The organism is Kitasatospora sp. NPDC089797 (genome assembly GCF_040684795.1).
In the GTDB taxonomy this organism is placed as follows: Bacteria; Actinomycetota; Actinomycetes; order Streptomycetales; family Streptomycetaceae; genus Kitasatospora.
Genome location: NZ_JBFBGS010000010.1, coordinates 120,989 through 133,362, shown reverse-complemented (window position 1 = coordinate 133,362; position 12,374 = coordinate 120,989). Strand labels below are relative to the sequence as shown.

The following is a 12,374-nucleotide window of genomic DNA, read 5'->3' as shown; positions in this document are numbered from 1 at the left end:
TTAGGGCCTGCCACTTCCCGCCACCGGCCCGGCACCGATGCGGTGGCCCGGCCCGGCGCCGCGCGGGACACTGGCCCGATGCCGACCCTGGAACCGCTCCGCCCCGAGCACGCGCCGGCGCTGCTCGCCTTCGAACTCGCCAACCGCGCCTGGTTCGCCCGGAGCATCTCCGACCGCGGCGACGCCTACTTCGCGGAGTTCGCCGACCGGCACGCCGCCCTGCTCGCCGAACAGGCCTCGGGCGTCTGCCGGTTCCACGTGATCCTCGATCCGGCCGGGGCCCTGATCGGCCGGATCAACCTGCTGGACGTGCGGGACGGCGAGGCCGAACTCGGCTACCGGGTCGCCGAGTCCGCCGCCGGCCGGGGCGTCGCCACCGCGGCCGTCGCCGAGGTCTGCCGGCTCGCCGCCCACGACTACGGCCTCGACGCGCTGACGGCCGCCGCCCGGCCCGACAACCCGGCCTCGCTGGCCGTCCTGGCCCGCAACGGGTTCACCGTCACCGGGGAGTTCCTGCTCGCCGGCCGGCCCGCCCTGCGCCACCGCCGCGTCCTGGACCGGTCCCGGGAGGTCTTCTAGGAGGTCTTCGAGGACTCGGAGGACGGCACCGCCACCGTCCGCAACGGCACCGAGGCCCGCACCCGGAAGCCCTTGCCGCGCTCCCCCGGGCCGGTCTCCAGCCGCCCGCCGACCAGGGCGAGCCGCTCCTCCAGGCCCGAAAGCCCGTTGCCCGGCTGGGACTTGCCGGGGCCGCGCCCGTCGTCGGTGATCTGCAGGACGGCGAACCGTTCGCCGCTGCCCTCCCAGGTCTCGTCCGCCGTCACCGTGCAGACGGTGGCGCCCTCGCCGTGCCGGACGATGTTGGTGACGGCCTCGCGCAGCGCCCAGGCCAGCGCGCCCGCCTCCTCGTTGGCCAGCGACGGCCAGGCGTCCACCAGCTCCGGCGCCGCCTCCAGCCGGACCTGGGCGGCGGACAGGGCGGTCCGGGCGGCCGCGAGTTCGACCGGCAGGGTGGGGCGGCGGAAACCGGTCACCGCCTCCCGGACGTCGATCAGCGACTGCCGGGCGACCTGCTCGATGTCGGCGACCTGGGCCCGCGCCGCCTCGTCCTTGCCCGCGTCCATGAACCGGCCGGCCAGTTCGCTCTTCAGGGTGATCAGCGAGAGCGAGTGCCCGAGCAGGTCGTGCAGGTCGCGGGCGAGCCGCAGCCGCTCCTCGGAGGCCGCCAGGTGGGCGACGGCGGCCCGGGCCTCGCGCAGCTCGTTCATGGTGGCGACCAGCCGCTGCATGCCCGTCATCGCGACGCCGGAGAGGAAGGCGCTGAGGGCGAAGGTGGTGGTGTTGTCCGAACCGGCGTGGGTCAGCACGCCGGTCACGGCGGTCAGCACGGCCATGCCGAGCAGCGCGCGCAGCGCGTACTTCACCGGCGTGATCACCGCGAGGCACACCGAGGCGTAGATGAACATGGTCAGGAACGCGCCGCCGAGCACCGCGGAGGAGGCCACCGCCAGCGCGATCATCGTCGCGACGATCACCTGGCAGGCCCGCGGCCACATCCCGGCCTGCGAGCGGAAGATCACCAGCAGGACGTAGGCGCCCACGAAGACCACCAGGCAGGCCCAGCCGAGCACTTGCTCGGCCGGGCGGTGGCCGCCGGTCACCAGGTCGCTCGCCGGGTAGAGCAGGTAGAGCATCCACAGCAGCATCCAGGCGACCTTCACCATCAGCTGCCGGCGGGTCTCCACCGGGCTGCCCGGGACGTTCATGAACGACGCACGCGCCGGACCCGCCGCCGGCGGTTCGTCGGTGCGGTGGGTCCGGCGCTCGTCACTCATGTCGATCATCATGCCTGGCGGGTGTCACGCCGGTACAGCATCGCGGCAGCGGCCGCGAAGACCGCGAAGAAGGCGGCCAGCCCGGCGACCGCGACCAGGTCCAGGGAGTGCCCGGGCTGGATGAAGGTGGCCAGCTTGTTGTACAGGAACACCGGGTTGAACCGGGCGAACTTCTCCAGCGAGCCGGTCACCGGGAACCAGGTGCCGCCGAGCAGCGCCATCGCCATGTAGATGATCATCACGATCGGCTGCACCGCGTCCGGCGCCGCCGCGTAGCCCAGCGCCACCCCCAGCGCGGCGAACACGAAGCTGCCCAGCCAGAGCGCCGCCGCCAGCCCGAGCCACTGCGCGGCGCCCAGCGAGACGCCCTGGCTCGCCCCCACCGCGAACACCACCAGGATCGCCGGCAGCGTGGTCACCGCGGTCGCCGCGATCTTGCCGACGGTGTACGCCCGGCCCGGCAGCGCGGTCAGCCGCAGCTGGCGCGTCCAGCCGCTCTTGCGTTCCAGCGAGATCCGCTGCGCGCTGCCGGTGAGCACCGCGCCGACCGCGCCGAAGGTGGCCATCGAGACCATGAAGTAGGTCTTCACCGGCACGCCCCCGGCCTGGTTGCCGGAGCCGTAGGCGTTGATGAAGAAGACGTACATCAGCGCCGGGTAGACGACGGTGAAGAACAGGTAGCGCCGGTTGCGGAGGGTCCGCAGGATCTCCAGCTTGATCAGGGTGGTCATCGCGCGCTCTCCTCGGCCAGGTCCTGCTTGTCCAGCTCACCCGTGATGGTCAGGAAGGCCTGCTCCAGGCCGACCCCGGTGACCTCCAGCCCGCGCGGGTACAGGCCCGCCCGGTAGACCGCGGCCATGCTCGCGTCCGCGTCGGCGGTGCGGATCCGCACCGTCCGCACCCCGGGGACCCGGGCCGTGACGTCCAGCGACTGCGCCCCCGGCAGCGCGCGCAGCACGGCCTCGTCGAACTCACCGTCCACGGCGTGGAGTTCGAAGGCGATCCGGCGGGCCCCGGCACGCGCCTTGATCTCCGCGGAGCTGCCGTCGGCGATCAGCCGGCCGCGGTGCAGCACCAGCACCCGGTCGGCGATCGAGTCGGCCTCCTCCAGGTAGTGGGTGGCGAACAGCACCGTGCGACCGGCGTCGGCCTGCGCCCGCATGCTCGCCCAGAACCCCTGCCGGACGCTGACGTCCATGCCGGTGGTGGGTTCGTCCAGCACGATCAGGTCGCTGTCCCCGGCGATCGCCAGCGCGAACCGGACCCGCTGCTCCTGGCCGCCGGACAGCTTGTCCACCCGGCGGTCGGCGAACTCGGTGATCCCGGCGTCGGCCAGCACCTCGGCGACCGACCGGCCGCGCGGGTGCACCTTGCAGGCGAGCTCGACGATCTCGCGGACCTTGACGTCGGTCATCAGCCCGCCGCTCTGCAGCATCGCGCCGACCCGGCCGTCCGCGATCGCCGCCCGCGGGGTGCCGCCGAACAGCGTCACGGTGCCCTGGTCGGGCTCGCGCAGGCCGAGCAGCAGGTCCAGGCTGGTGGACTTCCCGGCGCCGTTCGGGCCCAGCAGGGCGACCGTCTCGCCCGGCCGCAGCACCAGGTCCACCCCGTCCACGGCGCGCACCCGCCCGTAGCTCTTGCCCACGCCGCGGAAGGCGGCCACCTCGGTACCCATTCGCCCGGCTCCTCTCCCCTGATGGTGTCGCGTGCGGAGTCGTCCGCACCACCCCAGGGTCCCGTCCGGGCGGGGGCCGGCGGCAGTGTCGGCCGTCGTGCCTTCGCTATGACGGATGTCATGCCGGCGGCCGGCCCCCGCCTTCCGGGTGCCGGCCGCCGATTCCGCTGGTCGGAGGGGTCTAGAGGGCCAGCGAGCGCTTCACGAAGTCGACCTGGAGCAGCAGCAGGTTCTCCGCGACCTCCTCCTGGGGCGTCATGTGGGTGACGCCGGACAGCGGCAGCACGGTGTGCGGGCGCCCGGCGGCGAGCAGCGCCGAGGACAGCCGCAGGGTGTGGGCGGCCACCACGTTGTCGTCGGCGAGGCCGTGGATGATCATCAGCGGGCGCTCCAGCCCGGCCGCGTACCCGGTCAGCGAGTTCGCCGCGTACACCTCCGGCCGCTCGGCCGGGTCGCCCAGGTACCGCTCGGTGTAGTGGGTGTCGTACAGCTCCCAGTCGGTCACCGGCGCCCCGGCGACCGCCGCGTGGAACACGTCCGGGCGGCGCAGCACGGCGAGCGCGGCGAGGTAGCCGCCGTACGACCAGCCGCGGATGGCGACCCGGTCGAGGTCCAGCGGGAACTCCCCGGCGAGCGAGTGCAGCGCCTCGACCTGGTCGTCCAGGGTCGCCCCGGCGAAGTCGAAGGCGATCGACTTCTCCCAGGCCGGCCCGCGCCCGGGGGTGCCGCGGCCGTCGGCGACGACCACCGCGAAGCCCTGGTCGGCGAACCACTGGGAGTTGAGGTGCGGGTTGTGCGCCTGGACGACGCGCTGGCCGTGCGGGCCGCCGTACGGGTCCATCAGGACGGGCAGCAGGCCGTCCCGCTCGCGGTCGTAGCCGGTGGGCAGGAAGACGGCGGCCGGGATGCGGCGCTCCCCGGCGAAGCGGAAGACCGGGCGGGCCGTGAGGACCGGGGTCTCGGCGTGCGAGGCGATGACGGCGACGTCGTCGACCACCAGGCCCTCCGGCAGGTCCCGGGCGACCTGCACCAGGGTGCCGGGAAGGTCCGGCTCGGCGGTGGCCCGGACGGTGATCCCGCCGGCGTGCACCGCGCTGGTGACGGAGGTGAAGGGGCGGCCGTTGGCGGACTCCCAGGCCAGCTGCTTGCCGTCGTGGCCGATCCGGCCGACGGCGATCCAGCCGGGCTCGGGGTCGGTCTCCGCGGCGCCGCCGGAGGCGCTGAAGAAGACCTCCCGGTCGGTGACCGCGACGACCGAGCGGACGTGCAGGTCGGCCCCGGTGACGGCCCGGTCGCCGATCACCAGTGCCCGCACGCCGCCCTCGCCCGCCTCCGCGGTGTCGGAGATCCGGACCAGCTTGCCGTCCGGGGTCCAGGCCGGCACGCCGGGGAAGGCCTCCAGCCAGACCTCGTCGTGCTCCTCGAACAGCACCTCGGTGGCGCCGGTGGCCGGGTCCAGCCCGAGGATCCGCTGGGCGCGCTGGTCGCGGGACTGGACGAGCAGCAGCGGCGCGCCGCCCTCGGACCAGTGCACCCGGGCCAGGTACGGGAAGGCCCCGTGGTCCCAGACCACCTCGGTGCGCCCGCCGTACAGGTCGAGCACGAAGAGCCCGACCTCGGCGTTGGCGGTGCCGGCCGCCGGGTAGGCGACCTCGGCGGGCTCGCGGTCGGGGTTGGCCGGGTCGGCGATCCACCAGCGGCGCACCGGGCTGTCGTCGGCGCGCTCGACCAGCAGCCGCTCGCCGTCCGGGGACCACCAGAAGCCGCGGTTGCGGTCGATCTCCTCCTGGGCGATGAACTCGGCCTGCCCCCAGGTGACGTTCGGGCCGTCCGGCTCGGCGAGCGCCCGGTCGCCGCTGCCGTCGGCGCGGGTCAGCCGCAGCTCGCCGGCCGTGTTGGCGTAGGCGACGTGGCTGCCGTCCGGGGAGAGCCGGGGGTCCAGCAGCGGGCCCACGGCGGGCAGCTCGGCGGTGGCGCCGGTGTCGAGGTCGGCGGTGAACAGCCGGCCGGACAGGGCGAAGGCCGCCAGCCCGGCCCGCGCGTCCAGGGCGTAGCCGACGATGCCGGCCGAGCCCTCCCGGCTGCGCTCGCGGCGGGCCTTCTCGGCCGGGGAGAGGTCCTCCTCGCCGCCGCCGAGCAGGACGGCCGGGTCGGCGGCGATCCGCTCCTCGCCGGTCGCGGTGTCGAGGGTCCAGAGCAGGTTGGCCCGGTCGCTGCCGGACCTCGAACGGAGGAAGACGACCCGTGAGCCGTCCGGGGCGACGGAGAAGGACCGGGGGGCGCCGACGGTGTAGCGCAGGGTCCGCGCGTACTGCCGGGGGAAGGTGTCCGCAGGGGTGTGGGAGCTCATGGCACCAGACCCTACGACGGCTGACTCCCCTGGCCGGGTGACTGACGATCACTCGTTCGGAGCATCACCCCCGAGTACGCCCCAAAGGCGTCCAAACCCCCTCCGACCGGCCCATGCGCCCCACGAGTGCCCCCGTGCCCCGGCGCGCGTGGACTCACTGAATGTAATGCTCCCCTTACCCATCGGGTATGACTTGTCAGGCGAGTGATCGTCGGGCCCCGTCCCGGGCCCCGGTCACCCGGCCCCGGTTCCCGTACCGTCCCACGGCCGCCCTCCCCGAGGGCGGCGCCCGAGAAGGGGTATGAGCCCAGATGGCCATGAACATCTCCGCAGCCGTGCTGATGCTCGTCATCGTGGCGGTGCTGATCCGCCGCTCCGGCCTCAAGCTGGCGCACGCCATCGTCTGCGCGCTGCTCGGCTTCTACCTGGCCTCCAGCTCGATCGCGCCGTCGATCAGCCAGGTCACCAGCAACCTCGCCGGAATGATCAACGGCCTGAAGCTCTAGGCCCCGTCCGGGCCCGGCCCCTTCCGGCCGGTGGTTAGGCTTCCTCCCATGACCGCGACTACCGGCCGCCGCCTCCTCCTGGTGCACGCCCATCCCGACGACGAGTCGATCGGCAACGGCGCCACGATGGCCCGGTACGCCGCCGAGGGCGCCCTGGTGACGCTGGTGACCTGCACCCTCGGCGAGGGCGGCGAGGTGATCCCGCCCGGGCTGGCCCACCTGACGGCCGATCGGGAGGACACCCTCGGCGCGTACCGGATCGGCGAGCTGACCGCGGCCATGGCCGCCCTCGGCGTCACCGACTTCCGGTTCCTCGGCGGCCCGGGGCGCTACCGCGACTCCGGGATGATGGGCGTGCCCGAGAACGACGCCCCCGGCTGCTTCTGGCGGGCCGACGTGGACGAGGCCGCCGGCCACCTGGTCGCGGTGATCCGCGAGGTGCGGCCGCAGGTGCTGGTCACCTACGACGACGACGGCGGCTACGGCCACCCGGACCACATCCAGGCGCACCGGGTCGCGATGCGGGCGTACGAGCTCGCCGCCGACCCGGCGTACGCCCCGGAGTCGGGCGCCCCCTGGCGGATCGCCAAGGTGTACTGGAACCGGATGCCCCGCACGGTGCTCGACGCCGGGCTCGCCGCCACCGCCGCCGCGGCGCGCTTCCCGGGCGTTGCCCAACCCTCCGACGTCCCCGGGGTGGTGGCCGACGAGCTGGTCACCACCGTGCTGGACGGCACCGGGTACGCCGGGCGCAAGGCCGCCGCGCTGACCGCCCACGCCACCCAGATCACCGTGGACGGCGACGCCTTCGCGCTCTCCAACCACCTCGGCCAGCCGCTGCTCGCCACCGAGTACTACCAGCTCGTGCACGGCCAGGCCGGGCCGGAGCGGCCCGAGCGCGACCTCTTCGCGGGCCTCGACCGCGCACCGACCCCGAGCGAGGAGAACGCCCGATGACCGCGCCCGCCGCCAAGCCGAAGCGCCCTTCGATCGCGACGGCCGTCCTCGGCACCCGCGAGGAACGGCTCGCCGAGGCCCAACCCCCGCGCGCCGCCCGGATCGCGGCCTATGTCCTGTTCTTCCTGCTGGGCATCGCGGTGTCGGTCTGCGGATCCTTTGTGCAGGCCCTGTGGCCGCCCGTGGGGGTTCTGCTGGCGCTCGCCGCCACCGCCGCGACCTTCTACGCCGGCCTGCGGGCCACCGGCACCCGGCTGGGCGCCGCGGTGCCCGCGGCGGGCTGGTTCCTGGCGATGATGCTGATGATGGTGCCGCGGCCGGAGGGCGACAACGTGCTGTGGTCCAACGCCACCTCGCTGGCCTGGCTGTTCGTCGGCTCGATCCTCGGCGTGATCTGCGCCACCCTGCCCACCCGCACCGGCTGGTTCCCCGGGGTGCTCAACCCCCCTCGCTGAGACCGGCCGACGGCCGCGTACGGTAGCGCACACAACGCGCAGTCAGGACCACTCCGCCGTACTCTCATACCGGAGGAACCGGACGTATCAGGATCTGTCCGAAGCCGTTCACCGCTCAGTTCTTCCCAGTATGGTGGTCCCGCAGTACGTCGTACCCGACCGCCGTTTGCCCCAGGCCCGGCGACCACGAACCGCGGTCGCGCCGCACGGCCCGCCCGCGAACCCGGAGCAGAGCAGCATTGAGCAGCCGCGAATCTGACAACGCCAACCCGACGCCCCGGCGCACGGGTCCGGACGCCTACCCGTCGGGCACACCGCCCTACGGCACCCCGGGCCCGGGCTTCCCCGGCGGCGACCGGGCCGCGGCCGGCGCCGACGCCGGGTCGGGCGGCGAGGACGACGGTCCGAAGACCGAGACCACCCTGACCACCCGGGTCCGGATCAACATCCCCGGCTCGCGCCCGATCCCGCCGGTCGTCGTCCGCAGCACCGTCAAGAACGAGCCTGCCAAGAGCGAGGAGGGCCCGGCCGAGCAGGCCGCCGACCCGGCCGGCCCGCGGCACCGCTCCGCGCCCGCCTCGCCCGTCCTCGGCGTGATGGAGGGCGGCGGCCGCTCGGCCACCCCGCCGAACCTGCCGCCGGAGTGGCAGATCCCGCCGATCCCGCCGGCCACCTCGGAGTCCGAGTCCACCGGCGCGTGGTTCCGGCCCCGGCAGAAGAAGGCCCCGGCCGCCGAGCCCGCCCCGGCCGCCGTGCCGGCCGGCGCCCCGAGCGCACCGGAGACCCGCTCCGGAACCGCCGCCGAGGCCCGTCCGCAGGCCGCCCCGAACGGTGCCCTCCCGGCCCCGGCCGCCACCGGCCAGGCCCGGCCGAACGGCCGCCCGGTGCCCGCCCAGGGCACGGCGCCGAACCCGGGCGCCGGGCCCGCCGCCCCGGCGTCGCCGTACGGTGCCCAGGCCCCGGCGGAGGAGCCCGGCGTGTACGAGGCCGCCGACCCCTTCGCCCCGGTCGCCGACCCGTTCGCCCCGACCGGCCCCGACACCGGTGCGCGCGGCCCGCGCGGCGGCCGTCCGCAGCCGCAGGCGCCCCAGCAGGCCGGCCTCCCGCAGGACCGGCCCCGGGCCGACCGGGCCCGTCCGAACGGCCCGCAGGCGAACGGCCAGCAGGCCAACGGCTCGCCGGCGAACGGCCGGCGGGGCAACGGCCCGCAGTCGGCCGGCCCGCTGCCCACCGGAGCGCTGCCGGGCACCGACCCGGGCCCGGAGGACACCTCGGTGGACGGCTTCGCGCCGATCCGCGACCACACCCCGCCGCCGACCGCCATACCCGGACTGCCCCCGCACGGCGCCGACGGCCACCCGCAGCCGGGCCTGTTCGCCTCGGCGCCGACCGGAGCCGACCCGTTCGCCGCCCAGCGACCGGCCGCCCAGCCCACCCCCGGCCAGGACCCGTTCGCCCCTCCGGCGGGGCCCGGCGGGCTCTTCCCCGGCGCGCCCCAGCCCGCCCCGCAGCCCGCCGCCGGCGGTCCCCGGCAGGCCGGCCGCGACCCTGAGGCCACCGAGGTCACCCCGCTGCCGACCCCGGCCCCCGGCCCCCGGGCCGCTGCGGGCGGTCCGGCCGCCGCCCAAGCCGTACCCGGCGGGATGCCCGGCGGAATGCCCGGCGCCGGTCCGGCCGCCGGCCCCGTTCCCGCGCCCGCCCCGGCCCCCGCCAAGGCCAAGAGCGAGCCGGCCGCCCCCGCCAAGGCCAAGCGCGGTGGTGCCAAGAAGCTCGTCAAGCTCTGCGTCTACGCCGTCAGCGGTGTGCTCTTCCTCGGCGCCGCCGCGTACGGCACCGGTCTGATGCTCAACCAGTCCGACATCCCCAAGGGCACCGTGGTGCTCGGCACGGACATCGGCGGCAACGGCCGCGACCAGGCGATCCACGCGCTGGACGCGTCGGTCGGCAAGGTCGGTCAGCAGCCGCTCAAGCTGAAGGTCGGCGACCAGGCGGTCGACCTCGACCCGACCGTCGCCGGCCTGAGCTTCGACACCACGGCCACCGTGGACGGCCTCGCCGCGCACAGCTACAACCCGGTCGACGTGATCAAGTCGATCAAGGGCGGCACCAAGGCCGTCGCCCCGGAGGTCCGGGTCGACCGCGCCAAGCTCAAGGCCGCGCTGGACTCGCTGACGGCCGGCTCCGGCCAGGGCCTCCAGGAGGGCTACGTCAAGTTCGCCGACAACGGCGACCCGGTCGTGGTCCCCGGCAAGGCCGGCCAGGCGGTGGACTCCAACGCCGCCGTGGACGTGGTCGAGCAGGCCTACCGCGACCGCGCCGCCGGCAAGCCCGACCAGCCGATCGCGCTCGCCGTCACGGCCGCCCAGCCGAAGGTCTCCACCCAGGCCCTGCAGGCCGCCGCCGACAGCCTCGGCAAGCAGGTGACCAACGGCAAGGTGCGCGTCATGGCGGGCGTCAAGTCCTGGGACTTCGGCCCCCGGACGGCGGCCAAGGTGCTCACGCTCGCCCCGGACGCCTCCGGCAAGATCGCGCCCAAGTGGGACCTCGACGCGCTGGGCTCCCAGCTGAACGGCGTGTTCGACAAGGTGAAGGCCAAGAAGAACGGCCAGACCGCCGCGATCACCCCGCAGGACGTCGCGGACGCCGTCACCTCGCTGTTCGACAAGACCGGCGACAAGGAACGCACCTTCAAGTTCACCGTCGCCTGACCGCAGTCGACCCGGTCGACCCGGACACGAACGAGGGGCGGGTCCGCCGCATCGAACGGATGCGGCGGACCCGCCCCTCGACAACTCCCCCTCCCGTCAGCAAGATGTGACGCCACACCCTCCGTCACAGTCACCCCGGGAGTCACGCCGATGGGCCGCCGCCTCCAGCACCACCGGACGGCACTGCTCGCCGGTCTCACCGTCCTGACGCTCTCCCTCGCGCTCTGCTCCTGCTCCTCCGGGCAGGACGGCACCGCCGCCGACGCCCTGCCCGGCGCCGCCGGGATGCCCAAGCTCACCTCGGTCGACATCAACGCGCACGACCGCGCCCGGCTGCGCCAGGGCGGCACCCTGAACCTGGCGATCGCCCAGTTCTCCCACCAGTGGTCGCCGATCCACACCGACGGCACCGAGTCCTCGACCGTGGCGGTCAGCAAGCCGCTGCTGCCGACCTTCTTCCGCTCCGACGCGGCCGGCACCCAGACCGTCAACCCGGCCTACCTCCAGGAGGCCCACTCGGAGTTCAGGGACGGCCACCAGGTGGTGACCTGGACGCTCAACCCGAAGGCCCACTGGTCCGACGGCACTCCGATCACCTGGCGCGACCTCGAGGCCAACTGGCGTGCCATGAACGGCAAGGACCCGGCCTACCACCCCTCCAGCACCTCCGGCTTCGAACTGGTCGGCTCGGTCGAGCGGGGCAAGGACGACTTCCAGGCCGTGATGACCTTCGACCGGCCGTTCTCCGAGTGGCAGTCGATGTTCAACAGCGCCGCCAACGCCCCGCTGCTGCCCGCGAGCAGGGTCGCCACCCCGGACCTCTTCAACTCGGCCTACCTGGACGCGATCCCGCTCACCGCCGGCCCCTTCAAGGTCGACCGGCTGGACCCGGCCGCCCAGACCGTCACCCTGGTCGCCGACCCGACCTGGTGGGGCGACAAGCCGCTGCTGGACCGCATCGTGTTCCACGCGATGCTGCCCGACGCGATGCGCACCGCCTTCGCCAAGGGCGAGATCGACCTCCTCAACAACGGCCCGGACCTGGCCGGTTACCAGGCCATCAGGAACACCAAGGGCGCGGCCGTCCGCCGGGCCGGCGGCCCGGACTTCCGCCAGCTCACCCTGAACGCCCGCTCCCCGCTGCTCGCCGACCCGACCGTCCGCCAGGCGGTCTTCCAGGCGATCAACCGGGACGCCCTGATCCGCGCCGACCTCAACGGCCTGGACTGGCCCGCCGTCCCGCTCAACAACCACCTGCTGGTCGCCAACCAGAACGGCTACCGCGACAACTCCCTGGGCCTGTCCCGCTTCGACCCGGCCGAGGCCGCCCGCAAGCTGGACGCGGCCGGCTGGAAGCTCGACGGCGGCGTACGGAGCAAGGACGGCCGCGAGCTGAACCTGCGGATGGTCGTCCCGGCCGGGGTCGCGGTGGCCCAGAACGAGACGGCGTCCGTGTCGAAGATGCTCCAGGACGTCGGGGTCAAGGTCACCCCGGTGACCGCCGCCCCCAACGAGTTCTTCGACCGGTACGTCAACCGCAACGACTTCGACATCGCCGTCTACGCGCTGCTCGGCACCCCGTTCCCGGCCAGCGGCAGCCGCGCGAGCTACGTCCAGGGCAGCGCCACCAACCGGGCCGGCGCGGGCAGCGCCGCGGTGGACGCCGCGCTCGACCGGGCGGCCGGCGCGACCGACGCGGGCAACGCCTCCGAGGCGATCAACCAGGCGGACGCCGAGCTCTGGAAGGTGGCCGGCGTCCTGCCGCTCTACCAGCGCCCGCAGCTGTACGGCGCCCGCGCGGACCTCGCCAACATCGGCGCCCAGGGCCTGTCCGACATCGTCTGGGAGAACGTCGGCTTCACCAGATAGCGCCCGCCGCAGCCCCCGA

General features: G+C 74.4%; 10 protein-coding genes. 6 read left to right on the top strand and 4 right to left on the bottom strand.

All coding sequences use genetic code 11. From position 1 onward, the window contains the following. Window positions 1-78 precede the first annotated feature (78 nt). Window positions 79-579, top strand: coding sequence for a GNAT family N-acetyltransferase (locus AB0O91_RS10515; RefSeq protein WP_363430028.1), 501 nt, complete (start codon window positions 79-81; stop codon window positions 577-579). On the opposite strand, the gene AB0O91_RS10510 is transcribed toward AB0O91_RS10515, so the two are convergent. From AB0O91_RS10510 to AB0O91_RS10495, 4 genes are all read right to left on the bottom strand, one after another. Beyond that, window positions 576-1,835, bottom strand: a complete 1,260-nt coding sequence (locus AB0O91_RS10510; RefSeq protein WP_363430026.1) for a histidine kinase — start codon at window positions 1,833-1,835, stop codon at window positions 576-578. The genes AB0O91_RS10515 and AB0O91_RS10510 overlap by 4 nt on opposite strands. A gap of 8 nt (window positions 1,836-1,843) precedes the next feature. Further along, the gene (locus tag AB0O91_RS10505; protein WP_363430024.1) at window positions 1,844-2,566 is read right to left on the bottom strand and encodes an ABC transporter permease; all 723 of its coding nucleotides are present in this window, start codon (window positions 2,564-2,566) and stop codon (window positions 1,844-1,846) included. Continuing rightward, window positions 2,563-3,510, bottom strand: a complete 948-nt coding sequence (locus AB0O91_RS10500) for an ABC transporter ATP-binding protein (protein WP_363430022.1) — start codon at window positions 3,508-3,510, stop codon at window positions 2,563-2,565. Before AB0O91_RS10500 ends, AB0O91_RS10505 begins: the two co-directional genes overlap by 4 nt. Before the next feature lie 181 nt (window positions 3,511-3,691). Next, window positions 3,692-5,860, bottom strand: coding sequence for a prolyl oligopeptidase family serine peptidase (locus AB0O91_RS10495; RefSeq protein WP_363430020.1), 2,169 nt, complete (start codon window positions 5,858-5,860; stop codon window positions 3,692-3,694). A 311-nt stretch (window positions 5,861-6,171) separates the two neighbouring features. On the opposite strand from AB0O91_RS10495, the gene AB0O91_RS10490 reads away from it, so the two are divergent. The 5 genes from AB0O91_RS10490 to AB0O91_RS10470 all read left to right on the top strand — a co-directional run bounded on the left by AB0O91_RS10490 (window position 6,172) and on the right by AB0O91_RS10470 (window position 12,355). After that, window positions 6,172-6,366 (top strand): DUF2304 domain-containing protein, encoded by a 195-nt coding sequence (locus AB0O91_RS10490; protein ID WP_363430018.1) that lies wholly within the window; start codon window positions 6,172-6,174, stop codon window positions 6,364-6,366. A gap of 48 nt (window positions 6,367-6,414) precedes the next feature. Then, entirely contained in the window at window positions 6,415-7,323 is a 909-nt protein-coding gene (mshB, locus tag AB0O91_RS10485; protein WP_363430016.1) for an N-acetyl-1-D-myo-inositol-2-amino-2-deoxy-alpha-D-glucopyranoside deacetylase, read from the top strand. Next, entirely contained in the window at window positions 7,320-7,778 is a 459-nt protein-coding gene (locus tag AB0O91_RS10480) for a DUF6113 family protein (RefSeq protein ID WP_363430014.1), read from the top strand. The genes mshB and AB0O91_RS10480 overlap by 4 nt, the downstream gene beginning before the upstream one ends. Before the next feature lie 239 nt (window positions 7,779-8,017). Then, a complete protein-coding gene (locus tag AB0O91_RS10475) occupies window positions 8,018-10,486 on the top strand; it encodes a peptidoglycan binding domain-containing protein (protein ID WP_363430012.1) in 2,469 nt (822 codons plus the stop codon). Between the two features lie 150 nt (window positions 10,487-10,636). Continuing rightward, window positions 10,637-12,355 (top strand): ABC transporter family substrate-binding protein, encoded by a 1,719-nt coding sequence (locus tag AB0O91_RS10470; RefSeq protein ID WP_363430010.1) that lies wholly within the window; start codon window positions 10,637-10,639, stop codon window positions 12,353-12,355. The last annotated feature ends 19 nt before the right edge of the window (window positions 12,356-12,374 follow it).